The organism is Trinickia diaoshuihuensis (genome assembly GCF_003390925.1).
Lineage (GTDB): Bacteria > Pseudomonadota > Gammaproteobacteria > Burkholderiales > Burkholderiaceae > Trinickia > Trinickia diaoshuihuensis.
The window spans coordinates 229,078-252,486 of record NZ_QUBS01000081.1 but is presented as its reverse complement, the minus strand read 5'-3'; the positions used below and the strand labels follow the sequence as shown (position 1 = coordinate 252,486).

26 protein-coding genes are annotated in these 23,409 nt (G+C 63.1%); 3 read left to right on the top strand and 23 right to left on the bottom strand.

Annotation, left to right across the window (positions count from 1 at the left end; translation table 11 throughout):
• Positions 1-3 precede the first annotated feature (3 nt).
• The 19 genes from DXT59_RS19470 to fliQ form a co-directional block, all read right to left on the bottom strand.
• Positions 4-399: a flagellar hook capping FlgD N-terminal domain-containing protein gene (locus DXT59_RS19470; protein WP_116138499.1), complete on the bottom strand. Its 396-nt coding sequence runs from the start codon at positions 397-399 to the stop codon at positions 4-6.
• Entirely contained in the window at positions 396-1,346 is a 951-nt protein-coding gene (locus tag DXT59_RS19465) for a hypothetical protein (protein WP_116138498.1), read from the bottom strand. Before DXT59_RS19465 ends, DXT59_RS19470 begins: the two co-directional genes overlap by 4 nt.
• Positions 1,336-1,824 (bottom strand): hypothetical protein, encoded by a 489-nt coding sequence (locus DXT59_RS19460; protein ID WP_162878154.1) that lies wholly within the window; start codon positions 1,822-1,824, stop codon positions 1,336-1,338. The genes DXT59_RS19465 and DXT59_RS19460 overlap by 11 nt, the downstream gene beginning before the upstream one ends.
• On the bottom strand, positions 1,821-3,332 hold the full coding sequence (locus tag DXT59_RS19455; RefSeq protein ID WP_116138496.1) for a FliI/YscN family ATPase: 1,512 nt from the start codon (positions 3,330-3,332) through the stop codon (positions 1,821-1,823). The genes DXT59_RS19460 and DXT59_RS19455 overlap by 4 nt, the downstream gene beginning before the upstream one ends.
• Positions 3,329-4,174 (bottom strand): FliH/SctL family protein, encoded by an 846-nt coding sequence (locus DXT59_RS19450; RefSeq protein WP_116138495.1) that lies wholly within the window; start codon positions 4,172-4,174, stop codon positions 3,329-3,331. Before DXT59_RS19450 ends, DXT59_RS19455 begins: the two co-directional genes overlap by 4 nt.
• Complete coding sequence (locus DXT59_RS19445) at positions 4,171-4,788, bottom strand: hypothetical protein (protein ID WP_116138494.1); 618 nt, start codon at positions 4,786-4,788, stop codon at positions 4,171-4,173. The genes DXT59_RS19450 and DXT59_RS19445 overlap by 4 nt, the downstream gene beginning before the upstream one ends.
• Entirely contained in the window at positions 4,781-6,352 is a 1,572-nt protein-coding gene (gene fliF / locus DXT59_RS19440) for a flagellar basal-body MS-ring/collar protein FliF (protein WP_116138493.1), read from the bottom strand. Before fliF ends, DXT59_RS19445 begins: the two co-directional genes overlap by 8 nt.
• 96 nt (positions 6,353-6,448) lie before the next feature.
• Positions 6,449-6,775 carry a flagellar hook-basal body complex protein FliE gene (gene fliE / locus DXT59_RS19435; protein ID WP_116138492.1) on the bottom strand — a complete coding sequence of 109 codons (327 nt, stop codon included), beginning with the start codon at positions 6,773-6,775 and terminating at the stop codon, positions 6,449-6,451.
• A complete protein-coding gene (gene flgC / locus DXT59_RS19430) occupies positions 6,772-7,245 on the bottom strand; it encodes a flagellar basal body rod protein FlgC (protein WP_116138491.1) in 474 nt (157 codons plus the stop codon). The genes fliE and flgC overlap by 4 nt, the downstream gene beginning before the upstream one ends.
• A gap of 26 nt (positions 7,246-7,271) precedes the next feature.
• Complete coding sequence (locus DXT59_RS19425) at positions 7,272-7,652, bottom strand: flagellar basal body rod protein FlgB (protein WP_240324582.1); 381 nt, start codon at positions 7,650-7,652, stop codon at positions 7,272-7,274.
• A gap of 23 nt (positions 7,653-7,675) precedes the next feature.
• Complete coding sequence (locus DXT59_RS19420; protein WP_240324581.1) at positions 7,676-8,803, bottom strand: flagellar basal body P-ring protein FlgI; 1,128 nt, start codon at positions 8,801-8,803, stop codon at positions 7,676-7,678.
• 44 nt (positions 8,804-8,847) lie between these two features.
• The gene (locus DXT59_RS19415; protein ID WP_116138490.1) at positions 8,848-9,438 is read right to left on the bottom strand and encodes a flagellar basal body L-ring protein FlgH; all 591 of its coding nucleotides are present in this window, start codon (positions 9,436-9,438) and stop codon (positions 8,848-8,850) included.
• Entirely contained in the window at positions 9,435-10,541 is a 1,107-nt protein-coding gene (locus DXT59_RS19410; protein WP_116138489.1) for a flagella basal body P-ring formation protein FlgA, read from the bottom strand. The genes DXT59_RS19415 and DXT59_RS19410 overlap by 4 nt, the downstream gene beginning before the upstream one ends.
• Positions 10,542-10,554: 13 nt before the next feature.
• The gene (flgG, locus tag DXT59_RS19405) at positions 10,555-11,367 is read right to left on the bottom strand and encodes a flagellar basal-body rod protein FlgG (protein ID WP_116138488.1); all 813 of its coding nucleotides are present in this window, start codon (positions 11,365-11,367) and stop codon (positions 10,555-10,557) included.
• A gap of 30 nt (positions 11,368-11,397) precedes the next feature.
• Positions 11,398-12,177 carry a flagellar hook-basal body protein gene (locus DXT59_RS19400; RefSeq protein WP_116138487.1) on the bottom strand — a complete coding sequence of 260 codons (780 nt, stop codon included), beginning with the start codon at positions 12,175-12,177 and terminating at the stop codon, positions 11,398-11,400.
• Between the two features lie 72 nt (positions 12,178-12,249).
• Complete coding sequence (locus DXT59_RS19395) at positions 12,250-14,328, bottom strand: flagellar biosynthesis protein FlhA (RefSeq protein WP_116138486.1); 2,079 nt, start codon at positions 14,326-14,328, stop codon at positions 12,250-12,252.
• Entirely contained in the window at positions 14,325-15,440 is a 1,116-nt protein-coding gene (locus DXT59_RS19390) for an EscU/YscU/HrcU family type III secretion system export apparatus switch protein (RefSeq protein WP_116138485.1), read from the bottom strand. Before DXT59_RS19390 ends, DXT59_RS19395 begins: the two co-directional genes overlap by 4 nt.
• Entirely contained in the window at positions 15,427-16,275 is an 849-nt protein-coding gene (locus tag DXT59_RS19385) for a flagellar biosynthetic protein FliR (RefSeq protein ID WP_116138484.1), read from the bottom strand. Before DXT59_RS19385 ends, DXT59_RS19390 begins: the two co-directional genes overlap by 14 nt.
• 15 nt (positions 16,276-16,290) lie before the next feature.
• Positions 16,291-16,557, bottom strand: a complete 267-nt coding sequence (gene fliQ / locus DXT59_RS19380) for a flagellar biosynthesis protein FliQ (RefSeq protein WP_116138483.1) — start codon at positions 16,555-16,557, stop codon at positions 16,291-16,293.
• A gap of 476 nt (positions 16,558-17,033) precedes the next feature.
• Here fliQ and DXT59_RS19375 point away from each other — a divergent pair, with 476 nt between their 5' ends.
• The gene (locus DXT59_RS19375; RefSeq protein ID WP_116138482.1) at positions 17,034-18,149 is read left to right on the top strand and encodes a succinylglutamate desuccinylase/aspartoacylase family protein; all 1,116 of its coding nucleotides are present in this window, start codon (positions 17,034-17,036) and stop codon (positions 18,147-18,149) included.
• Between the two features lie 104 nt (positions 18,150-18,253).
• Here DXT59_RS19375 and DXT59_RS19370 read toward each other — a convergent pair whose 3' ends face one another.
• From DXT59_RS19370 to DXT59_RS19360, 3 genes are all read right to left on the bottom strand, one after another.
• The gene (locus DXT59_RS19370) at positions 18,254-19,573 is read right to left on the bottom strand and encodes an ATP-binding protein (RefSeq protein WP_116138481.1); all 1,320 of its coding nucleotides are present in this window, start codon (positions 19,571-19,573) and stop codon (positions 18,254-18,256) included.
• Positions 19,570-20,313, bottom strand: coding sequence for a response regulator (locus tag DXT59_RS19365; RefSeq protein WP_116138480.1), 744 nt, complete (start codon positions 20,311-20,313; stop codon positions 19,570-19,572). Before DXT59_RS19365 ends, DXT59_RS19370 begins: the two co-directional genes overlap by 4 nt.
• Positions 20,314-20,437: 124 nt before the next feature.
• Positions 20,438-20,812 (bottom strand): GFA family protein, encoded by a 375-nt coding sequence (locus DXT59_RS19360; protein WP_116138479.1) that lies wholly within the window; start codon positions 20,810-20,812, stop codon positions 20,438-20,440.
• 248 nt (positions 20,813-21,060) lie between these two features.
• On the opposite strand from DXT59_RS19360, the gene DXT59_RS19355 reads away from it, so the two are divergent.
• Entirely contained in the window at positions 21,061-21,477 is a 417-nt protein-coding gene (locus DXT59_RS19355; protein WP_116138478.1) for an organic hydroperoxide resistance protein, read from the top strand.
• Positions 21,478-21,663: 186 nt separating this feature from the next.
• A complete protein-coding gene (locus DXT59_RS19350; RefSeq protein WP_116138477.1) occupies positions 21,664-22,038 on the top strand; it encodes a BON domain-containing protein in 375 nt (124 codons plus the stop codon).
• Between the two features lie 87 nt (positions 22,039-22,125).
• Here the strand turns inward: DXT59_RS19350 and DXT59_RS19345 are convergent, their stop codons facing one another.
• Positions 22,126-23,403, bottom strand: a complete 1,278-nt coding sequence (locus DXT59_RS19345; protein ID WP_116138476.1) for an MFS transporter — start codon at positions 23,401-23,403, stop codon at positions 22,126-22,128.
• Between the last annotated feature and the right edge of the window lie 6 nt (positions 23,404-23,409).

The window sequence follows — 23,409 nt, the reverse complement described above, 5'->3', positions numbered from 1 at the left end:
TCCTCACTGGACCGAAGTCAACTGGCCGATGCTCACACCTGTCACGACACCGGTGCTCGTCTTGATGCTGAGCTGCGGCGTCGAGCCCGAGAGATCGATGCTCTGCACGGTACCCGATAGCGGTCCGGACTGCGTCGTGAAATTGACGGTGTGACCGATGAGCCCCACCGTCTGCTGCACCGCCTGGTTGCTTACGAGCGTCTGGATACTCGCATTCATTTGCTGCGTTTCCTCGAGCGTCGTGAACTGTGCGATCTGCGCCATGAACTGTTCGTTGTCCATCGGCTTGAGGGGGTCCTGATACGTCAATTGCGTCATCAAGACTTGCAAAAAATCTTGCAAGGACAGCGTGCTATTGGCACCGGCGCTGCCTACGCCGCTCGTTGCGCTAATCGTCATAGTTCCTCCTGTTCAGAACGAGGCGAATCAATCGATGAGGGAGATCCAATGGATACCGCTGCGGCGGCTGTGTCGTGCAGCGAAATGTCGGTGCCGTTGCAAACCAAGGAGGACAAGCGAACGCCCTGCTGCTTGAGCTGATCGCGCAACACCCGAGCGATGCGGGAAATAGCGTCGAGGCGGTCGGAATCGGCGCCGAGCCATACCCGCACGCTGTCCTCGTTCCATTCGGCATAGACCCGCATGGGCTCGGCCGATGCGGATGTGCCGCGCGATGCGTCCGGCGATGACAACGGCGACCGTATCGGCTCCCGCTCCACCTCTGCGCCGTCGTCGGCGGTGGCTAGGCGTAGGCTGCCGCGCAGCGTGCCGGACGAGGAGGAAACACTCGCGACCGGAGCCTGCAAAGCCATCGACAGCCACACCGGCAACGACGACGTGGGCGAAGCATCGTCGTGCGCCGACGGCGCCGCACCGACCGACGACGCCGGCCACGCAACAACAGGCGGTTGCGTGCCTTCGTATCCAGCAGCAGGCAACGCCACGGCTGCGGCAAGCGGCGTCACACCATAGGCCATCGAACCGGTGCGCTGTACGAAGCTCGCGGTATCGGCACCTTCCGAACCGCCAAGGCCAGCGCGCGTCAACGGCGGACGCGAGGACGCCACGACGTCTTGGTCCGTACGCGGAACACGAGCGCCGTTCGTCCCTGCCGCAGCAGTCGCGGCGGACGCCTGATGCAGCGGCACGCCGTCCGGTTGACGCAATGGCGGATCGACCGGCGAAAACCACCCGGAGAATCCGCCGGTCTGCGCCTGCGCCAACTCGCGTTGCCAAGCGAGCGTCTGACTTCCGGTCGGTGCGGCCGCAAGCCGGCGCGCGCCTACGGCCCCTTCGCGCGTCGTCGCATCGGCTGCGATCGGCAACTGTACGCGGTCAGTTTCCATACGGCCCTCCTCGATCAGCACTCGATACCGGCGGCGCCAAGCGCGCGAGCCAATCGCGGTCGGCCTCCGCGGCTTGGCGAGACGCTTCCCCGGTAGCGTAAGCGTTCTGGCATGCCTCTCGATGGGCGTCGAATGCATCGACTCGCGCCTGCTGCATTGCCAGCTCGCTCCGAAGCCGGCGACGCTGAGCCAACCATTCGTCTTTCGTCGCCTGCGCCGTACTGCGCTCGCGATGCAACCGGGAGATCCACTGCAAGCCCGCCGCATAACGCGAGGGATCGCATCCGGCCGCCAGTCCATCTGCGAGCCATCGTGCTTGGGCGTCATACGCGGCATCGAGATCTGCAATGCGCCTCGTTACCTCGTCGATGGACCGTTGCAGCTCGCCCAGGCGCGCGCTCATCCCTGTGAGCCGCCAATCCGCCAGGCGTCGAGCCGGCTCCAATCGATAGCGAAAACCTCTGAGATCGACGCTCATGACACGATCCTCGCGGGCGACGCCGCACCGCGTATCGCGAAAGCACGGCCTTTGTCGGCCGCGTCGGGTGCCTCGCGTTCGCGCGGCGTCAAGATGGCGCGCAAAGCATCGAGCGCCTGCTGCCTGGTATCACCGCCGTTGTCCTGACGCAACCACGCATCGAGCTCCGTTTGAACGCCGAGCGCCGCGTCGAGCGTCGGATTCGTACCTCGTTCATAGGCGCCCAGTTCGACCATCTGGCGATTGCGTTCGAGCAGCTCCAGCAAGCGGACGGACTCGCGAATCAGTTCGCGCTCCGCGGGGCTCGTCAGTTCGGTCAGCAGCCGGCTCGCGCTTTTCAGCACGTCGACTGCCGGGTAGCGGCCCGCGTTGGCGATATCGCGCGACAGGACGATATGGCCGTCGAGCACCGCGCGCAAGGTATCGGAAACGGGCTCGTTGAAATCGTCCCCCTCGACGAGCACCGTCAACAGCGCAGTCATCGTCCCGCCCGACGATGCCGTTCCGCATCGCTCGCAAAGACGCGGCAGTTCCGCGAATACCGAAGGCGGATAGCCTCGTGCCGTCGGCGGCTCGCCCGCCGAGAGCCCCACCTCGCGACGCGCCATCGCAAGGCGCGTGATCGAATCGACCGTCAGCACGACCTGCAGGCCGGCATCGCGAAACGATTCCGCGATCGCGAAGGCGGCATGCGCGGCGCGAATCCGCGCGAGCGCAGGTTGATCGGCCGTCGCGACGACGACGACCGAGCGACGCAAGCCATCGCTGCCCAACTGCCGCTCGATGAAATCGCGAACCTCGCGGCCCCGTTCGCCGATCAGCGCGATGACGTTGACGTCCGCTTGCACATGGCGCGCGATCATGCCGAGCAGCGTGCTTTTGCCGACGCCGCTGCCGGCGAAGATGCCCACCCGCTGCCCGCGACCCACCGTCAACAGGCCATCGATCACGCGCACGCCGGTTTCGAGGACGGTATCGATAGGCGGCCGGTCCATCGGATTGATCGGCTGTCCGTGGACGGCACGCGATGCTCGCGTAGCGGGCGGGGGCAGGCCGTCCAGCGGCTGCCCGAAACCATCGATGACACGCCCGAGCAATTCGCTGCCGACGCCGATCTCCGAACGCTCGCCGAGCGCGACGACGGTACTGCCTACTTCGACGCCGCGCACGTCGCCGTACGGCATCAACATCACGTGCGACGATTGAATGCCGATCACTTCGGCTATGGTCGGCTTGCGAGCCGCAGCGGTAGCATCGGCCCCGGCCGGCGAGTCGATCAACAGTGCCTGGACGTCGAGCGGCGGCGCGACGCCGGGTGGAACGATCGCGCAGAGTTCGCCGATCCGCGCACGCGGGCCGGAGGCTTGCACCGCCAATCCGTGCACGCCTCTTATGATGCCCATGCGCATGGTGAGCGGTGCGCTACGCAGCTCGGCCGCTGCCCTGGCAATGGCCGAGCCGGCGCCATGCGCGCCGCCGATCGTTCGATTCACACGACCGGCGTTCATGCGTCCTCCCCGGCGGGAGGCGTCGCGCTACGCGACAGCATCGCAGTCAGCGCGGCCAGTTGCGTTTCGAGCCGCGCATCGAGCCTGCCGTGCACTGAATCGACGAAACAACCGCCGAGCACCACCTGCTCATCGCCGACCCACGTCACGCGCTGCACGCCGTGACGCCGGACCGCCTCCGCCAGTTCGAGGTCCGCTTGGAGATGCTCGGCATCCGCGGGATGCACGCGCACCGTCAACAGCGCTGCGAGCGTATCGGCCACATCGACACTGCAATATTCGGCGAGCGCTTGACGTACGGACAGCGCAGCGCTTTCCCGATGCGTCGCCGCTTCGCCGAATACGCGACACAACGCGCGATGGCAAAGCGCGATCATGTCTTCCTCGGACTGCCGCGCATAGACCGTCAATCGATTTTGCAGGCCGCCAACGACCTCCGCTAATAGTTGCCCGAAGCGGTCCGCCTGCTGAGCGTGAGCGGTGCGTGCCGCTTGTTCGCGCGCTTGCGCTTCCTCCCGGGCGCGAGCCAGCCCTTGCGCCCTGCCTTCATCCAGCCCCTGCTGCAATCCGCTCGCCCGGCCTTCGTCGAGGCCTTGCTGAAAACCGGCGTGGAAGCCTTCGCGATAGCCGTCGGCCACGCCGCTCGCGTGTCGGTCCTCGCGCTGCTCGCTCGCGTTCGATGCCTGCGCGCCGGCCGGCGGCGTCGCGCCGTCACGTGCGGGGGCCGCGCCGGCCGCGGTCGTCTCGGCGCCGCGCCGAATCGGTTCGCCGGGGCGAAGCAATACATGCGCGTCGTGCGCAACGGCGATACCGCGCAGGACACCCTGCTTCGTCGCATTCATCGGATCGACTCCCGGTCGCGGCCGAGGCGCGGCCACTGCCAACCAACCGGCCTACGCACCGGCTTGTCCGCCGCACCGGACCCGACAGGCGCAACGGGTTTTCCCGGTGCACGCGTATCGGTACGCAATGCACGAATGCGCTCGCTCAAACGAGACAGCAGATACTCGTTCATTTTTTGCGCTTCGCGATAGTCCGATCCGCCGCCCCGCTCGAGCAACGCCCGCACCGTCGTGCGCTGCAACGGATCGAGCCATTGCGCAATGGCCGGCGCCCAACTCCAGTCGCGCAATGCCAAGACGCGCGCAATCAACGGCTCCGGCTCGGTGCGCAACATCGGCCATACAGCAGAGGGCCCGGCGCGCTCGATCACGGCGCACCAGCCCTCCCAGCTATCGGTATCGGGCAAGGGAGCGGGCGGACGCTCGGCAGCCGAATCGTCTTTCATTGCATCGAGCAGCGCGGGCGAACCGGGTATGCCCAATTCACGCAATTCGTCGACGAGATCGAGCAACCGGCGGCGCTGCTGAGCGGGCAGTTGTTCGAACATCCAGTTGCGATCCGCGTCGGACAATGTGTGCAGCAGCAACGCGGCTTTGCGGACATCGTCATCCATGCCTGGCTCCCACGCTGCCGACGCTGGCCTGCGGCTGTTGCGCGCTACCCGCCATGCGTGCCGTAACCGGCAGCCCACCGGCAGGCCGAAGATCCGAAGGGCCGCTGCGCAGCCAATGTTGCAACTGGGCAAGCGCCGCCGCGCGCTGCTCATCGGTGAGATGCCTGCCGTCGAGCGGAGCCCTATCGGGCCGCCGTCGACGACGGGTCACCGCGAACAACAACAGCGCCACGGCGATAACCAGACTTCCCGTCAGTGCTTGCACGATGCGGCCACCGCCCACGCCGCGCGGTGCCGTCGCCCTCTCCTCCGCGGCATGACCCTCGGCGACCGCATGCGTCTGCGCGCCAATCGGGGCCGTCACGCTCGACGCCGCCGTGACAGGCAACGCCGCATCCAGCGTCTGAATCACGACCGCGTCTCCACGCTCGGCGGATGCGCCGACGCTCGCGGCGACCACTTTCTGCAAATGGTCGAGCTGATCGGCTGCAAGCGGCGTATTCACCACTACGGCGACTTGAATACGCCGAATCGATCCCGGTTGACTAACCACTTGTTCGACACGATGCCCGATCGCATATTCAACGTCGCGCTGATCGCTCCCCTCAGCGTCGGGACCTTCGCCCCCCGCGCGATTGGTATCCGGTAGCGGCACGCCCCGATTCGTCTCGTGCTCCCTCACGACCACGCCCGCCGACACGCCCGTTCGACCGACCGGCGACACGGGCTCGTCCAGACTGCTCTGCGTGCGCTCCATATCGAGCGTCACGTCGACGCTCGCCAGCGCACGCCCCGCACCGAGCGCTCGGTTCAACACGTCATTGACCTTGCGCGAAAAATAGCGATCGGCATCCTTCTTCAGCTCAAGCACTGCGGAGCCTGCCGTGCCGCCATCGGCGTCGATCGGCGATTTCGTCAGCGCCACGCCGCTCTGATCCACGATCGTCACGTTCTGCGCGAGCACACCGGGCACCGACGCCGCGACCAGCCGTTGAATACCGGCCACTTGCTCCGCGCCGAGTTCGCGTCCAGGCTTGAGCGTCAGCGTCACCGACGCCTTCGCGCTACCGGTCGGCTGACGAAATACGCTTTGCTCCGGAAATGCGAGCAATACGCGCACGTCGCGCACTTCGGCCAACGACAAGATGGTGCGCGTCAGCTCGCCTTGCAATGCGCGCTGATAGTTGATCTTCTGCGCGAACTCCGTCATGCCGAAATCGCTGCCGTTGAACAGCTCGAATCCGACCGCGCCGTGAAGCGGAATGTCCTTGCCCATCAACTTGATCCGCGTCTTGTAGACGTCCGCGCCGTCGACGAGGATCTTCGTGCCGCCATCGTTGTCGGACTCGGCGAGCGTATAAGGCACCTTCATCCGGTCCAGCTCCGCCGTCATGGCGGCCGTGTCTTGCGGCGATAAGTCACCGAACAGGACCTGCGGCGTGGGGCGCAAGAACCAATAAGCACTGCCTCCCATCAGCAGGGCGACGGTAATCGTCGCCGCGACCAAGCCGGCACGCGCGCCGCCACCGACCGATTCCCCCAGTCTGTTCCACCATTGCTGCATCAAGTCACGCTCCCCACCAAGTATTGCTCACGGCCGTGCGGAACACCGCTACCTCGCCCCGGCCTTGTCCGAACCTTGCTTCGTTTCCGTGCAGCGCTAAACCTGCATCTTCATGACGTCTTGATACGCTTCGAGGACGCGCGAGCGAACCTGCATCATCAGTTGGAACGACAGCCGCGTTTCTTCGAGACGCATCATGACCTGATGCAGGTTTTGCGCATTTCCCAAGGCCAGCGATTGCAGATCGCTTTGCGACGCGAGCAGCGCCTGGTTGACCTGCGCCATCCCTTCACCGACGAATTGTCCGAATGACGCGGACGGAACCGATGCGGGCGCCGCTATTGCACCCGTATCGATACCGATGCTCGGCGCCTGCGATATCGAAGCGGACGCCGCGGCCGTGATCGCATCGACGCCGCTCATGATTGATTCCCGCCCAGGTCGAGGGTCCGCAGCACGAGCGTCTTCTCCATGTTCATCGCGGCGACGTTTGCCTCGTATGCACGCATCGCGCCCATCATGCCGATCATCTCTTGCGCCGGATTGACGCCTGGATATTCGATAAAGCCTTTGTTGTCGGCGAACGGATTGTCGGGTTCGTAGACACGGCGAGGCGACGCGTCGCCGGGCACGATGACCGCCGTCGGCATACTAAACGGCATGCCGCCGCCGATCTGCGCGCGCGCCATCTCGGCATCGAATCGAGCCGAAAACGAACCGGCCGAATTCGACGCGGGTAGACTCGTCGCGACCACTCGCAACGGCTGATAACGGACGCCACCGCTGCCTTGCGTCGTGTTGGCGTTGGCGAGATTCAACGCCGCCACGTCGACCCGCGTGTGCTCGACCGACATGCCCGCCGCGCTGATCGCAAATACCTGCTGATAGTCCATCGACCCTCTCCTCTCGAAGTTCGAAGTCACTTCTTACCGTCGCTGACGGCTTCTTCCAGCAACGCATAATGTTTCGACAACGCCTTCAACAGCGTCTGAAAATGGACGCCGTTCTGCGCCAATGCCGCAACCTGCATATCGAGCCCGGCGTGCGCGGCGTCCGGCGCCGCGGCGCGCACGAGCCGCGGCGCCACATCGCGCAACGACGCGGCATCGACGCTCCCGGAGTTCGCCCATGTGCGTCGCGCATCGGCCAATTGCCGATCGAAATCCACGTCGAGCGGCACGTACCCATCGGTTTGCGCATTCGCAATGTTTGCGGCAATGACCTGCTGTCGCAGACTCGCGGCATCGAGCGCCAATCCCAGCGCCGCGCTCGTGATCGCTTCCATTCCTTCAGTCACCATGTTCTCCGTTTGATCGATATCGCTCACTGCACCACGAGCTCGGCGTGCAACGCGCCCGCGGCCTTGATTGCCCGCAAGATCGAAATCACGTCGCGCGTATTGGTCTTGAGCCTCGCCAGCGACTGCACCAGATCGGCAACCGTGTTGCTGCGCGGCGGCACGTAGCCGGGACCCAGTTGCTCGTTCACGTCGATCGTCGAATTGCTGACAAGCGCCGTGCGAACGCCCGAATTACCGCCCCAAAGGCCGATCGGCTGCGAGACGCTGTTATAGGTGGAGATCGAGATCTTCAAGTCGCCTTGCGAAATCGCCACAGGAGCGATTCGCACGTCGCCGCCCGCCACGACTGTGCCTGTGCGCTCATCGATCACGACGCGCGCTCGCCGATCGGGCTCCACGCCGACCGCCTCGATGCGCGACACGAACGACACCAGTTGGTCGCGTTGATCGCTGGGCACCGAGATCTCGACGCCCTCCGCATCGCGCGCACGCGCGAGACTTGCGCCGAGCTTCGCGTTGATCGCGGTGGCGATCCGGCTAGCCGTCGTGTAGTCCGGGTCGGTCAAATCGAACGTGATGGTTTGATCGGGCGACAGCGTTTGAGCCGTCACGCCCACTTCCACTGTTGCGCCGTTCGGAATCGAGCCGACGGTCGGATGATTTTTTTGTACGACGTTGCCGTTGGCGTCGTACCGATATCCGCCCACGTCGATCGGCCCTTGCGCAAGGGCATACGTGCGGCCGTTAGCCGCTTGCAACGGCGCGACCAGCAGCGTGCCGCCCACCAAGCTACGCGCGTCGCCGGCCGACGATACGGTTACGTCGAGTGAGTCACCGGCACGGGCAAATGGCGGCATCTGCGCCGATACCATGACGACAGCCACATTGCGGCTCTGAACCTGCGACGCCGGGATCGACAGATTGAACTTCTCGAATACGTTCGAAAGCGCCTGGCGCGTCGTCGCATTCGTCGGCGAATCGCCTGTGCCCGCGAGACCGGTAACGATCCCGTAGCCGACCAGCGCGTTTTCGCGCCAGCCGCGCAGCTTGCCGAGGTCCTTCACGCGCGTCGTGCCCTCGGCTGCGAGCGCCGCCGTCGCCAGGGCAAGGCCGAACGCAACGGCTAACGCTACGCCGGCACGACGAGCCAAGTTCCGCCCCGAGCCGGCAATCAAATGTGCGAGTACTCGATTCATCATAGCCCCAGCCAATCCAGCACCCAGCGCCACCAGCCGCGTTTCTGGCGCTCCGATAGATCGCCTTCGCCGAGGTAATCGATATGCGCATCGGCAAGACGCGGCGATAGAACGACGTTGTCGCTCGATATGTCCTGCGGCCTCACGCGGCCCGTCAAATTGACTTTGTGCTGCTCGTTGTTCACCTTGAGAATCTGCTCCCCGGCCACGAGGAGATCGCCGTTGGGTAACACCTCCTTGACGTTGACGCTGAGCGTCGCAAGCAGCTTGTTGGCACGCTGCGTCGTGCCACCGCCATCGAATGTGCCGCCTTGTGAAAGCGAGCCGCCCAGTTGGCGGCCGCTCGACAGAACCGAAATCGCACCGTTGAGCCCATTCGTTCGTTGTGTCGACGTATCGGTACTCGTCGACGCCGACGATTGCTCATAGACGTTAATCGTCAAAAGATCGCCGACTCGATGCGCCTTCGCATCGCTGATCAGCGCGTTGTAGGCATCCTCGCGATAAAGGCTTTCCGCCGACGCGCGCAGCGAGACGAGCGCGACCAGCGTGCCCAGTGCGAACAAAAATAACGGCCGGCAACGAATCATTGACGCACCTCCACCATATGGGGACCCGTCACGCGTGCGAGGACTGCGTCTGACGCACCGGTCGGCTTAACGCGCACGGTATCGCCCACTTGACCGTCCTCCATCACTTCGACACGCCTTTCGAGCGCGATCGGCCCATCGACTTCGCGCAACGTCGCATAGTCGCCGCGGGCCACCTTCGGCAGCGGCTCGACATCGGTCTTCGACAGCACGCGGCCCGCCGGCACCGGACGGCGCAACCGCATCAGCGAATCGCTTTGCGCGGTCACGGCCTCGCTGCCGTGCTCCAAGTCCCCCGTCGATACGACGCGCAGCGGCGGCGTCGCCCGTCCGCTCCACTCGCGCGGCTCGACTTTGACCTCGGCGGGATCGGGCGCCGCCGGATCGAGAATCTGGCCGACGCGAAGATCGTGGACGGCAACGTAGGCCGGAGCGACGACGCTTACGTCGAAATCGATCGGAACCGTGCGCACGAAGACACCGTCCACAGCGAGATCTACCCATGCGGATTGATGCTTCGAGACGAAGCGTTCGCCCGCCGCATCCTCGCTAGCGGGCGCCGCGATCTGACGCACGTTCATCGTCAGCGCACCGGCCGGAACATCGATGTCGGCCGGCGCATGCGTGAGGGAAATCGCGCAATGCATCCCGCGTTCGTCGAGCTCCGAGCGCAGCGCGGCCTGGGCGCGCTGTGCGATCGACTCCCCCGAAACGCGCGTCATGGCCAAATGCACGCGAACCGATGCAACGCCGTTCCATTCGATCTGTTCACTGCGAAGGCCGATGTTCCGTTCGATCCATGCGCCCAACATCGCACGCGTCACGGCCACAGGGATGCCGGAAAGCGGAACCGAGCCGATCGGCAACGCGGCAAGGCGACGGCCCCTTGCATCGTTGCCGTCGCGAATCCCCGCCACATCGCCGAGCGTCACATGGCGATGAGACACTTCGACGTCGCCGCGCAATTCGATCCGAACTACATCGATAGGCTCCGCCTGCGCGGGGCCGTGCAGCGAGAACAGCGCCCACAGCGCGAGCACACCGCAGCGCGCGCGTACGCGCGTGGCAGCACCCCGATCCGACCGCACGATCTCAAGCATCATGTCGGTTCACGGTTCACTTGCGCAGATTGTTCACGAGGCCGAGCAGTTCGTCGGAAGCTTGAGCCACCTTCACGCTCGCCTCGTAAGCACGCTGCGCAACCATCAGGTTGACCATCTCGTCGACCATCTGCACGTTCGATCCCTCCAGCGCCCCCTGCCGCAACGTCCCGATACCGTCCCGCCCCGCATCGCCGGAGATGGCCTCGCCCGACCCGTCGCTCTCGCTATATAGCCCACCGCTTTGGGCAAGCAACGCAGCCGGATTGGCGAAGCGCACGAGTTGCAACTGGCCGAGCTTCGCCGGCGCGCTTTGACCAGCGATCGCGGCCGACACACTGCCGTCGCTTCCGATGCTCACCGCGGTCGCATTCGCCGGTATGGCGATGCCCGGCTTGAGCGGTTGCCCGCTCTCGACGGCGAGCAACCCGTCGGCATTGACCTTCAAGGTCCCGCCCCGCGTATAGGCCGTCGACCCGTCGGGCATGGCCACCGATAGAAAGCCGTCCCCGTTGATCGCGACGTCCCATTGCGAGTTCGTCTGCGTGATCGCCCCGGCATCGAAAAGCTTCGCGACGCTGGCGATGCCGACGCCCGCGCCCATTCTCGGCACCGCTGCCAGGGGCCCCGTCTCATCGGGTCCATCGCCGCCGCCGAGCCCCACCACGTGCGCTTGCCGCACGCGCTCGAGCCTGACGAGATCGGTGAAGCTGATGCGAGATTTTTTGAACGCCGTCGTGTTGAGATTGGCGAGATTGTTCGCAATCGTATCGACATCGAGCTGCTGCGCCTGCATGCCTGTCGCGGCGACGTAAAGAGCGTCTAACATGGTTTATTCATCCCCGTTCTGGTCATGGCTTCACGACAAATCGCCAAGCTTGTGAATGGCGGTTTCCAGCAATCCGTCGTAGTTCTGGACGACTTTCTGCATCGACTCGAAATGACGCGTCGACTGCATGAGCTGCATCATTTCCCGCATCGCGTTGACGTTCGAATTTTCGAGCGCACCCTGATGAATCGCCGCGGCGTCGGCAACCACTTTCAAGCCGCTTCCCGCGGCGTACAGGCCGTCGCCGATCCGCGCGAGCGACTGCTCATCGTCGAACGTGACGACCTTCAACTGTGCGACCGGCGCATGCTGCGCACCGCTCGATTGGCCGGGCGCGGCCGGCTCGGTGATGTTGCCTTGCGCATCGATCACGGGCGTCGTCGTGTTCAGATAGATCTCGCCCCCGCGACCCATCACCGGATCGCCCTGTGCCGTAACGAGCCGCCCGCGACTATCAACGGTAAAGTTTCCCTGCCGCGTATAGGCGGTGCCGTTCGCGGTCTGGATTTCGAAGAACCCCTCCGACGTAAGGGCGACATCGAGCGGTTCGCCGGTCACCTTCAGCGTACCGGGCCGCGTATCGAGCAAGACCCTCATGCTTGCCTGATCGAATGAGGCCTCTGCCGGCGAAGACGCGCCCGCCTGCCCACTGCGGGCTGAGAGCCGCGCGAGCTCGACGAATGGGGCGGCGCCGAGGACTTCGCGGCGGTAGGCGGGCGTCGATACGTTCGCCATATTCGTGGCAACGCGGTCCACCTTGGCCAGGTCCTGCTGCATGCCGATCGATGCGATTGCAAATATGTCGTCCATGTCCGTCTTGCCTGTTGTCGAAACAAAAGTACGTCGTCACGCGCCCGCTATCGCCGCAGCGCGGCACGCTCACTACAGCTTCACGATGCCCCAGGATTTCAATTCCACGTTCCGCGGAATTTCCGCCATCGACAGCACGCGCAAATGCGGCACCACGCGCTCCGACAACGCCCGCAGGTGACGCCTTAAGTCCGGCGCGCACAGCAGCACCGGTTGAAGGTTGCCTTTCATCATGCGCTCCGCTTGCTGCACGAGACGCGTCATCAATTGCTCCGATAGGCGCGGATCGAGCACGAACGGCTGCGGCGCACCGTCCGCCGCATCTTTCGCGGCCAGCAGACCGCTGAGGATCTCGCCTTCGACCGAGGGATCGAGCGTCAGCACATGCAATGCGTTGGTGTCGCCGACGAGCCCATGGCAAATCGCATGGCTCAGCCTGCGCCGAACCAGCTCCGTCAGTTGGCCGACATCTTTCGTGTAACGCGCGGCATCGACGAGCGTTTCGACGATCGCCTCGACGTTTCGGATGGGCACCTTTTCACGCAGCAAGCTTTGCAGCACCTTCTGAATGTCACTCAGTGCCAAGACCGTCGGGACGAGCTCTTCGACGAGGCCGGGTTGCGCGCTACGCACGCGCGCGAGCAAGCGTTCGGTCTCGATGCGCGTAAGCAATGTCGCGGACTCGAGACGCAATATTTCGCACAGGTGCGTGATCAAGACCGTCCCGCCGTCGACGAGCGTGAACTTCGCCGCGAGCGCCGCCTCGCGTTGCGTTTCCTCGATCCAGATAGCGGGCAAACCGTAAGTCGGGTCGCGCGTCGGCTCGCCCGGAATCGATCGCACGTCGCCCGAAGGATGGATCGCCAGGAGCCGTTCGATCCGCGCCTCTCCCCGCGCTCGCGGCACGCCGTCGAGCAGGATCTCGTACCGATCGGGCGCGAGCTTGCCGTTTGCCTTGAATCGCACGGCCGGCAATACTTGACCCAGTTCGAGCGCGTGTTGATTCCGGAATGCGGTGATCCGCTCGTTGAGGAAGCTATCCGGTTGATCGGCCTGATGGGCCCAGTACGCGCCGAGATGAACCTCGATCGGCTCCACGGCGAGGTGGGCATAGGGATCCGCTTCGTTGGCCGCGCCCTCGCGCGCGCCGAGCAGTTCCTCCTTATCCACGGACGACGATGCCTGCTCGCGTCTGCGTGCCGAGCGATAGAGCATGACCGCGGCGCTCAGCGCAATTGCCGCGAGCAGCGCCGCCGGCAACGACGGGATGCCCGGCAGCAGAATGAGCCCGCCTAACGCGCCGGCAACGAGCACCAGCGTCTTCGGAAACGACGTGATCTGACGAACGACCTCGGCGCTCAAGTTTTCGTCCGAGGCCGAGCGCGTCACGATAATGCCGGTTCCCACCGCAATCACGAGTGCGGGAACCTGGGTGACGATGCCATCGCCGATCGTCAGCAGGGTATACGTCTGCAACGCATCGCTCCAGGGCATCCCCTGCTGCATCACCCCGATCACGAGCCCGCCGACGATATCGATGAGCATGATCAAGATGCCGGCGATCGCATCGCCTTTGACGAACTTGCTCGCCCCGTCCATCGCACCGTAGAACGCGGCTTCCTTCTCGAGGTTCTTGCGCCGGCGCTGGGCTTCTGCCTGATCGATAAACCCCATGTTCAAGTCCGCATCGATACTCATCTGCTGACCCGGCATGCTGTCCAGCGTAAAACGCGCGGCGACCTCCGACACCCGCTGGGCCCCGTTGGTCACCACCACGTATTGCACGACGATGAGGATCAAAAAGACGATCAACCCGATGACGTAGTTTCCGCCTACCACGAACGCGCCGATTGCCGAAATGACCTTTCCCGCGCTTCCGGAGGAAAGAATGAGCCGAGTCGCCGCCACGTTCAACGACAACCGAAACAGCGTGGCGATGAGTAGTAGCGACGGAAACGTCGAGAACTCGACGGGCCGCGCCATATAAAACGTCAACAGCAGAACCAGCAATGCAAAGCTGACGTTCGTTAGAATCAGAAAGTCGAGTACGCTCGACGGAATCGGCGCGAAGAGGACGACCAGCACGCCGAGGACGAGGACGACCATCGCGATGTCGGTATGTCCACCGAGGATTCGCTTCAGCGCGTTCATCGCCGGCTCCCTTGCGCCGTACCCGCGGTAGCCGCCGCGCCCCTAACGGGCGACGAGCGTCGCCGCGCAAAAACCCACACGATGATCTTCGCTACGGTGGGGTACATCGCGGGGGGAATGTGCCGTCCCGGCTCCGTCTCCCGGTAAAGCGCTCGTGCGAGCGGCGCATTGGGCACGATGGGAATGCCATGGCGCGCGGCGATGCTCCGCATAACGGCCGCCATGAGCCCGCGCCCTTTCGCGACCATCTGCGGTGCCTGCATTTCGCCTTCGACATAGCGCAATGCGACCGCTAAATGAACGGGATTCGTGATGACCACGTCGGCGTGACGCGTACGGCTCACGGCGAGACTGCGCTTGAGTACATCGCGCCTGAGTTCGCGCAAGCGAGCGCGAATGCGGGGATCGCCTTCGCGCTGCTTCACCTCGTCTTTGACTTCCCGCCGGCTCATCCGCATGCGCTTCGCGAACCGTCGCCGCGCGAGCAACCAATCGAACATCGCGAGCAGCATGAATACCGCGCCGATCTTCAGTCCCAATGACGATAGATCGTCGAGCAGGATCTTCGCCTGGCGTACAGCACCCAATCCCCCCAACGAATAGAACTGGGGCAGCAGCGACTTGATGGCAAAGAAGACCGCGATACCAAGGAACGCTAGCTTCACGAGCAGCCTGAGCGCCTGGTATATCGACTGAATCGTGAATAGGCGTTTGAACCCTTCGACCGGATTCAATCGCTCGAACTTCGGCTCGAGCGTCGCGGGGGCAAAGAGCGGTCCCACTTGCAGCACATTGCCGATCACGGCGGCAATCACGACGACGACCAAGAACGGGGTTGCGGCAACCAGGCAAACGTGGATCATCCGGCCCACGAGTGCTTCGAGCAATGCCGGATCCAGCGCACCGGAGCCGGCCTCGACCATCAAAGCGCGCGCGAACCCGAATACCGTGCGCCACACCGACCACGCCTGCGAGGACGCGTAAAGCATCGTCGCGATCAACACGACAGACAGCGACAGGTCACGGCTTTTCGCCACCTGACCTTGCTCGCGCGCTTTCTTCAGCTTATGAGGCGTAGCCGCTTCGCTACGATTTTGCTCAGCGTCGGCCATGCAGGCCCCCCTCCGCGCCGACCGCACCGAACCACTCGTCCCACGAGTGATAGAGCGTCCCGTAAATTCGCAGCATCGCGGCACCGTTGCCGGCAATCCAGAAGGACAAGACGGCTAGTCCGATCAAGATCTTCACGGGTAGCCCCATGGTGAGCATATGCATCTGCGGGACACTGCGCGAAAGCAATGCGAGCGCGAACTCGACGATCAGAATGCAAAAGACGATCGGCGCTACCAGCGAGAAGGCAAGGTCGAGCATCTGGGCCGCCTGAGCGAGGATGGGGCCCGCCGCGATATCCACCGACCAGGGCGCGCCAAGCGGAAACCGCTGCAGGCTGTACGCGATGCCTCGCAGCAGCATGTGATGCCCGTCGACCATGAAGAACACGATAACGGCAGCTTGGTTGAAGATCGTCGTTAACACCGGCACGACCGCGTTGGTGCTCGGATCGAAAACTTGGGCGAGGCCGAAGCCGATTTGGATATCCAATATCCTGCCCGCGAGTGAAAACACGGCGAACGCCAGATGGACGGCAACCGCGAGCGCCGCTCCAAATGCCATTTCGGACAGAATCAAGCCGAATACGCGATTGCCGTGCGCGGCATCGGTCGCACGCAGCACCGATGCATCAGCGGCAACGGCACCCGTACCTACCGCCGCAGGGGCCAATCCCATCGACAAACCGAAGACGATCAACAAGCGCACAGGCCCCGGCACATTCACCGCTGCCAATAAAGGGGAAAACAGCAATACCGCGCCGATGCGGATAGAAAGCAACGCCACGGTGACGAGCCAATCGGCACTCAGTCCCCCTGCGGACAAAGCGTTGAGCATGATTTCCGCGCGTGCTTAAAACAGATGAGGAATGCTCGTCCACAGGCGGGACGAAAATTGTGCCATTTCGCGCAACATCCACGCGCCGAGCGTCGTAAGCACGATCAATGCTGTGACGAGCTTCGGAATGAATGTCAGCGACGTATCTTGAATTTGCGTGACGACTTGAAAGATGCTGACGACCAGCCCCACCAATAAGACGCAACCCAGCACAGGCGCGCACACCAGCAAAGCGGTCCAAAACGTCTCCCCGAGCATATGCAAGGCAATGTCCGGATTCATTACAGCCCCCGTTCGGTCAATCTCTAATTTTGTTCTATTAGCTCGTTAGTACTGCTAAGCGCTTTGGATTCGACCACACCGCATGCAATCGCTCGGTCATCTCATCCGTTGCATTTTTGATCCAGCAGTACGTCTTCGACATGGCCCATCGTCCACGCCTCAACGACCAGGAATCTAAACATAGGACTAATGAAATCACTATGTCTTGCCTTTGAATTAACAATATTTAACATTTCTCTTTCTAAATAGAAAGATACATGAAAGGCTCTAGTTAGATTATGGAAATATATGGAAACCTTACGTAATTTTCAGTAATTAGGGACGGGTATCGGTCCGTTTTCGCTGCTATCTCTCAATCTATCCCTCCCCCCACCATCGCCACATGCAAGCAAAACGCATCCCGCCCCCGCCGACGTACAATCGAACATCGCCGACTCGTCGCGCGGCTCCCCAGAGGAGCGGCGCAGAAAATCGCCATGCAAAAGAAGATTCATCCGCTCATATCCCCCTCGCTCGGCACCGAGCGCGCTTTGACGAGCTTTCACTACGGCCCCGAAGGGGGACGCAAGGTGTATGTGCAATCGTCCCTACATGCCGACGAGCTGCCGGGGATGCTGGTGGCTTGGGAACTACGCCGCAAGCTCGCCGCGCTCGAAGCGGCGGGCAAGCTGCGCGCCGAAATCGTCGTCGTGCCGGTGCCGAACCCGATCGGCCTCAGCCAGCACGTACTCGGACAAATGATCGGCCGCTTCGAGACGAATACGGCCACGAACTTCAATCGCAACTTCCATGATCTGGCGGCCCTCGTCATGCCGAGCATCGAAGCACGGCTGACAGGCGACGCCGAGGCGAACCTGCGCGCGGTGCGGCAAGTGATGCGCGAGGCGCTGGATCGCCAAACGCCACGCACGGAGCTCGAATCGCAGCGCCTCGCCTTGCAGCGCTTGGCCTACGACGCCGATATCGTGCTCGATCTGCACTGCGATTTCGAAGGCGCGATGCACCTGTACACGAACCCGGAGTTGTGGTCCGACGTCGAGCCGCTTGCCCGCTACCTCGACGCGAAGGCCTCGCTATTGGCGCTGAACTCGATCGGCAATCCCTTCGACGAAATCCACAGCTTCTGCTGGTCGGAGTTGCGCGCGCGCTTCGGCGGGCGGTTCCCGATCCCCAACGGCTCGATCTCGGTCACGGTCGAGTTGAGAGGCCAGGCCGACGTCTCCTACGCCCATGCCGAGCACGACTCGCAAGCCATCGTCGAATTTTTGACGCACCGCGGCCTGATCGAAGGCACGCCGGCGCATATGCCGCCACTGGCGTTCCCCGCCACCCCGCTCGCCGGCACCGAACCGCTGCATGCTCCGATCTCCGGCGTGCTGGTATTTCGCACGCCGGCCGGCATCTGGATAGAGAAAGGACAAAAAGTGGCCGATATCGTCGATCCTTTGACCGATCGCGTCGAGACGGTCAGGGCCGGGACGTCCGGCGTCTTATACGCGCGCCATCGAACCCGCTTCGCGACGGCGGGGATGGAGGTTGCGCGCATCGCCGGCGCGACGCCCTATCGCAGCGGATCGTTGCTCTCGGCCTAGTCGTCTCGGCGCGTGTTTCGCCGGGCAACGGCTCGCCGATTCAAAGCCAGATGAGCGGGCCGGCACGTGTATCACGATTCCGGCCATAAGCGTTCTAGCGATTCTCAGCCGGCTCCTTTAAGCATCAACATCGCCTCCAATCCCCCGCCGTTGCGATTGCGCAACGTCAGCACGGCATTCATCGACTGCGCGAGCTGCCGGCAGATCGCAAGCCCAAGGCCGGTTCCGCCCGTACTGCGGTTGCGTGAGGTTTCGATGCGGTAGAACGGCTCGAATACGGTTTCGAGCAAGGCCTCGGGAATGCCGGGGCCGTCATCGCGTACCCAAACGATTGCACCGCCGTCGCTCGTCGGCGCCGCCTCGATGGTCGCGGCTCCGCCGAACTTCAGCGCGTTATCGACGAGGTTGCCGATGACACGACGCAACGCGCGCGGGCGGGCCATGATTGCGATCGCAACATGTTCGGCGAGCGCCACGTCCTTGCCCGCATCGGTGTAATCGCACACGAGCGAATCGAGCAGCGCGTCGAGATCCACCCGGCAAGGGGCCTCGCTGGCGCCATGTAAGCTGCGCGCATACGTGACGCCTTCTTTCACGAGGTTTTCCATCTCGAACAAATCCTGACGCAGTTTTTCGGTTTCGTCGCTGTCGTCCATGACGTCGACACGAAGCCGCATGCGCGTAATCGGCGTCTGCAGGTCGTGCGAAATCGCAGCAAGAATTTGCACCCGCTCCGCGGTATACATCGCGATTCGATCTTGCATGGCGTTGAAGGCACGCGCCGCGCGCACGACCTCCGAAGGGCCGGTTTCGGGCACGCGCGCCCCCTTTAGATCGGGACCGAGCAAATCGGCCGCTTGCGCCAACTGTTTGAGCGGCCGCGTCGCGAGTCGAACCACTAGCCAACAAAAAGCGATCAACAACGAGAATTGGAGCACGAGGACGAGTGGCAGCCAACGCGAAAGCGGAATGCTCGACACCGGACGGAAATCGATCGTCAGCGGCGTGCCGTCCGTGAGCGTCAAATGGGCCTGAAAATGTTCGCTGCTGCCGGCGATCGCGTTGGTCGTGACCGTGTAGTTCCGCGCCAAGCCATCCGTGATCGACCTTGCGAAACGTTCGGACAGGCGTGCATCGATCGGCGTACCGGGCTCGCCGGGGCCTAGGATAAATTGGTAGGTGCGCCGGGCCAACCGCGGCAGCCATCGCGTGCGCTCATCGGGCGGCAAATGATCGAGCAGCGCCACCGAGCTGGCGACCTCGCGTTCGACGTAGCCGGTCATGAGGTTCACCGTCGCCTCGTCGCGCTCGGTCATCGTGACCCAAAACGAAACGGCCTGCGCGAGCGCGAGCCCCACGCAAAATATCAACGCGAGCCGCGCGAACAAACTGCGCGGCCAATGCCAGCGCGAGCCGAGCCTCATGGCGAGGCCTCGACCACGGTCACCGCGGCTGAGAACACGTAACCTTCGTTGCGCAAGGTCTTGATGTAACGCGGCTCGCGCGCGCCGTCGCGCAAGCGCTGACGCAGCCGGCTCACGAGCAGATCGATCGACCGGTCGAACGAATCGGCCTGCCGCCCCTGGGTCAAATTGAGCAGTTGATCGCGCGTCAGGACGCGTTGCGGATGATCGACGAACACGCGCAGCAACCGATACTCCGCACCGCTCAGCGCGACCATCATGCCTTGCTCGTCCAACAAGTGCCGCGCCGTCGTATCGAGCCGCCAGTCGCCGAAGGCCAGCATCTGCGCCGCCTCGGTAACCTGCATGCCGGGCGGCAACATCCGCGCGCGCCGCAACACCGAACGAATGCGAGCGAAGAGTTCGCGCACGGCGAACGGCTTCGCGAGGTAATCGTCCGCACCCATCTCGAGCCCGACGATTCGGTCCGTCTCGTCGCCGCGCGCGGTCAGCATGACCACAGGCACGGTGCGAAACTTACCTGCGCGCAGTTCCCGGCACAGCACGAGTCCGTCGTCCCCCGGCATCATCAAGTCGAGCACGATGAGATCGGGTACGGCGAACTGCAACGCCGCCCGCATCTCCCGGCCGTTAGCGGCCAGCGACACGCGCATGCCATTCTTTTCGAGGTAGGCGCCAACCAATTCGCGGATCCCGCGATCGTCGTCGACGACGAGGATGTGATCGACCGTGTCCTTCATGAGCGTCCTGCCTCTCGGCGTCTAAGCGTCGTCTTGCTTGACACGATGAGGGAGCACTCGAGCGGGTGCGCGAGTTCGGCGGCCAGCGCGCCGAAGGCGAACGCGAGGATAGCGGCGAGCCTTTTCATACGCTTGGCTGAGCCACGGGCAGGCTCGCCCCATCTAAAACCGAGTACTCGAGCGCATGCGGATCGACGCCCTCCAGGCAATTGATGTTCACGCGCCAAAGCTTGCTGTCCCTGAGCGTCTGATGAAACGGATGGATGCCGCAATGCTTGCAGAAATAGTGCTTCGCCACGCCGCTATTGAACTGATAAAGCGTCAACGCCTCGCGGCCCGCAACGACGGTCAAGTCAGCCGCGGGCAGCGGCGGCGTCATCAAGACACCCTTGCGGCGGCACAAGCTGCAGTTGCACCGATTCGCGGGCGATAACGGCGTCCTAACCTCGAACCTCACGGTCCCGCAGTGGCAAGACCCTTTCCATACATCGGCATTCATCTCGACTCCTCCACGAGTATCGGCGATAACGGGTTTATACCTCAAAGCCTCATCGGTCATGTATCCCAATGTATCTGCTCGCGATACGGACAAGAAACATTGCAATACGCACCGGCACTCATCGGACTCATCCTTACGTATGGTGTTTCTACGTCGATCCCATCGCTACTCTCGTGCTTGCCGGAAAACGTGTCCGGCGCATCGATAAACCCTCGGCGGTTTATCGCCACCTACCACGGAGCAACAATATGAAACTCGACAAGATTATCTACACGGGAAAAACGCATACCTCCTCGGGCGGCCGCAACGGCACGTCCCGCAGTTCCGACGGACGGCTGGACATTCGCTTGTCCTCCCCGGGCGCGGCCGGCGACGGGACTAACCCCGAGCAGCTATTCGCGGCGGGATGGTCGGCCTGCTTCATCGGCGCCATGGGGCTCGCGGCGAAGGGATTGAATATCACTCTGCCCGACGCGCTCTCGGTCGATGCCGAAGTCGATCTAGGGATGATCGACGGCGGATATGCGCTACAGGCCCGCCTGAACGTTCATTTGCCGGGGCTCGATTCGAAAATGGCGCGCACGCTCGTCGACAAGGCACATGAAACGTGTCCGTACTCGAAGGCTACGCGCGGCAATATCGATGTGCAAATCAATCTGATCTAAAGCGGTCCATGCGCACGTCGCATACGAACGTATGTCCGTATGCGACGACAGCATGGTCCAGCGAGCCGAACGCCGGATAGCGACGGTGGCGCAAGGCCCCTATCCTCGCAGTGCGGTGTGCGATTACAGCGACCTGCGCGCATCGCCGTTCACCTATTCGACGCAACGCATTCAAAGGTATCCGACATGAAATCAAAGTCTGTATTCCTCATCGGCGCCCTGGCCGTCATGGCCGCGGCTATCGCGGGCGCCCTGCCGGCCGTGGCCGCGGACGGCAGCGCCCCTTCCGGCGCGCAAAGCAACCAGCCAAGCTGGAATAGAAAGGCGGCACGCGCGGCCAATCACGAACTGGCTCGCCGAATCCACAAACAACTCGTACTGACGAAGGGGCTGCAAAATAGCGACATTACTGTCTTTGCGATGGCCGACACCGGAGAGGTCATTCTCTCGGGCGTCATCTCCGACGCATCGCAGGATCAGTTGGCCTCCGATGCGGCGAGAAGAGTCCAAGGCGTCACGTCGGTCAGCAGCAAACTGACGATTCGCGAGGAAGGTAGCTGAAGCGCCGCGGGACGACGAGCGTCGCGCTCGGTACTCGCGACGGCGCTCGTCGCTGCCGATACCGTCGCATAGGGCTGCGTCGCTCGGTCAAAGCTGCGTGCCCTTGGTCTCCGGCAGCATCAACATTGTCAGCAACACCACGCCATAGGACATCCCGGAGAAGATTGCGATCGCGATCGCAAGACTCGTCGAATGACTCAAGACACCAACTAAACTCGGAAACAACGCACCGATACCGCGGCCGAAGTTATACGTAAAGCTTTGTCCGCTCGCGCGAAATTCGGACGGAAAAAGTTCGGTCAAATACGCCCCCACGCCGCTAAAAATGCCGCACGACGAAAAGCCGAGCGGAAACCCGAGCCAGAGCATCTGGGCGTTGGAGAGCGGAAGCGTCAAGTACAACCACACCGATACCAGCGAGAGCACCGCAAAGAGCATGAAGTTGCGCCGGCGCCCCCAGTAGTCGGACAGGTAGGCGCCCGCGAGATAGCCGCAAAACGAGCCGACGATGATCATCAACAGATACGCGCCCGTATTGAGTACCGAAAGATGGCGTTCGGTCTTTAGGAAGGCAGGCAGCCAAGTGGACATCGCGTAAAAGCCCCCTTGAATGCCGGTACAGAGCAGCGAGGCGAGTACCGTCCTGCGCAAAAGCGTCCGCGAGAAAATAGCCCAAACGGAAATGCGCTTCGCGTCTTGCTTCCTTGCCGCATTCCCTTGCGCGAAGACTTCGGATTCCGGGACATGCCGGCGTATGTAAAGCACGAGCAACGCGGGAAGGACGCCGACCCAGAAAAGACTGCGCCATGCCACCGACTCAGGCAGAAACGAAAACGCAACACTGTAAAGAACCGCCGCGCCACCCCAGCCGATCGCCCAGCCGCTTTGCACGAGGCCCACTGCTTTACCGCGATGCTCGGGTGCGACAACCTCTCCGATCAACACCGCCCCGACGGCCCATTCGCCGCCGAACCCGAGCCCTTGCAACGCGCGTAGAAAGAAAATCTGCTCGAAGTTTTGTGCGAATCCGATCGCTAGCGTGCAGAACGAAAACCATAGAATCGTTCCTTGCAACACGCGTACGCGGCCGTATCGATCGGCTAGCACGCCCGCGATCCATCCGCCGATCGACGAGAAGATCAGCGTCACGGTGCCAAGCAGCCCCGCTTTACCGCGGTCCAGCCCCCACAGGTCGATCAACGAGGCAAGGACGAAGCTGAAGACCATGAAGTCGAACGCGTCGGTGGCCCATCCGGCGAACGATGCCTTGAAAGCACGCTTACCCTCGGGCGCGAGCCGCGCGTACCAGGACGGCCGGGAGATGGTGCGCGAGGGGATTTGCTCGATAGGGTTGGCTGAAGTCATCGGTTC

Excerpts from the sequence above, each read along its gene's own strand:
- DXT59_RS19445 (WP_116138494.1), bottom strand. The coding sequence starts at position 4,788 with ATGGATGACGATGTCCGCAAAGCCGCGTTGCTGCTGCACACATTGTCC.
- DXT59_RS19385 (WP_116138484.1), bottom strand. The coding sequence starts at position 16,275 with ATGCTCAACGCTTTGTCCGCAGGGGGACTGAGTGCCGATTGGCTCGTC.
- DXT59_RS19410 (WP_116138489.1), bottom strand. The coding sequence starts at position 10,541 with ATGATGCTTGAGATCGTGCGGTCGGATCGGGGTGCTGCCACGCGCGTA.
- DXT59_RS19370 (WP_116138481.1), bottom strand. The coding sequence starts at position 19,573 with ATGAGGCTCGGCTCGCGCTGGCATTGGCCGCGCAGTTTGTTCGCGCGG.
- flgG (WP_116138488.1), bottom strand. The coding sequence starts at position 11,367 with ATGTTAGACGCTCTTTACGTCGCCGCGACAGGCATGCAGGCGCAGCAG.
- DXT59_RS19345 (WP_116138476.1), bottom strand. The coding sequence starts at position 23,403 with ATGACTTCAGCCAACCCTATCGAGCAAATCCCCTCGCGCACCATCTCC.
- fliE (WP_116138492.1), bottom strand. The coding sequence starts at position 6,775 with ATGAGCGGCGTCGATGCGATCACGGCCGCGGCGTCCGCTTCGATATCG.
- fliQ (WP_116138483.1), bottom strand. The coding sequence starts at position 16,557 with ATGAATCCGGACATTGCCTTGCATATGCTCGGGGAGACGTTTTGGACC.
- DXT59_RS19350 (WP_116138477.1), top strand. The coding sequence starts at position 21,664 with ATGAAATCAAAGTCTGTATTCCTCATCGGCGCCCTGGCCGTCATGGCC.
- DXT59_RS19360 (WP_116138479.1), bottom strand. The coding sequence starts at position 20,812 with ATGAATGCCGATGTATGGAAAGGGTCTTGCCACTGCGGGACCGTGAGG.
- flgC (WP_116138491.1), bottom strand. The coding sequence starts at position 7,245 with ATGGACTATCAGCAGGTATTTGCGATCAGCGCGGCGGGCATGTCGGTC.
- DXT59_RS19460 (WP_162878154.1), bottom strand. The coding sequence starts at position 1,824 with ATGAGCGTCGATCTCAGAGGTTTTCGCTATCGATTGGAGCCGGCTCGA.
- fliF (WP_116138493.1), bottom strand. The coding sequence starts at position 6,352 with ATGCAGCAATGGTGGAACAGACTGGGGGAATCGGTCGGTGGCGGCGCG.
- DXT59_RS19355 (WP_116138478.1), top strand. The coding sequence starts at position 21,061 with ATGAAACTCGACAAGATTATCTACACGGGAAAAACGCATACCTCCTCG.
- DXT59_RS19470 (WP_116138499.1), bottom strand. The coding sequence starts at position 399 with ATGACGATTAGCGCAACGAGCGGCGTAGGCAGCGCCGGTGCCAATAGC.
- DXT59_RS19365 (WP_116138480.1), bottom strand. The coding sequence starts at position 20,313 with ATGAAGGACACGGTCGATCACATCCTCGTCGTCGACGACGATCGCGGG.
- DXT59_RS19415 (WP_116138490.1), bottom strand. The coding sequence starts at position 9,438 with ATGATTCGTTGCCGGCCGTTATTTTTGTTCGCACTGGGCACGCTGGTC.
- DXT59_RS19450 (WP_116138495.1), bottom strand. The coding sequence starts at position 4,174 with ATGAATGCGACGAAGCAGGGTGTCCTGCGCGGTATCGCCGTTGCGCAC.
- DXT59_RS19425 (WP_240324582.1), bottom strand. The coding sequence starts at position 7,652 with ATGGTGACTGAAGGAATGGAAGCGATCACGAGCGCGGCGCTGGGATTG.
- DXT59_RS19390 (WP_116138485.1), bottom strand. The coding sequence starts at position 15,440 with ATGGCCGACGCTGAGCAAAATCGTAGCGAAGCGGCTACGCCTCATAAG.
- DXT59_RS19465 (WP_116138498.1), bottom strand. The coding sequence starts at position 1,346 with ATGGAAACTGACCGCGTACAGTTGCCGATCGCAGCCGATGCGACGACG.
- DXT59_RS19375 (WP_116138482.1), top strand. The coding sequence starts at position 17,034 with ATGCAAAAGAAGATTCATCCGCTCATATCCCCCTCGCTCGGCACCGAG.
- DXT59_RS19400 (WP_116138487.1), bottom strand. The coding sequence starts at position 12,177 with ATGGACGACATATTTGCAATCGCATCGATCGGCATGCAGCAGGACCTG.
- DXT59_RS19455 (WP_116138496.1), bottom strand. The coding sequence starts at position 3,332 with ATGAACGCCGGTCGTGTGAATCGAACGATCGGCGGCGCGCATGGCGCC.
- DXT59_RS19395 (WP_116138486.1), bottom strand. The coding sequence starts at position 14,328 with ATGAACGCGCTGAAGCGAATCCTCGGTGGACATACCGACATCGCGATG.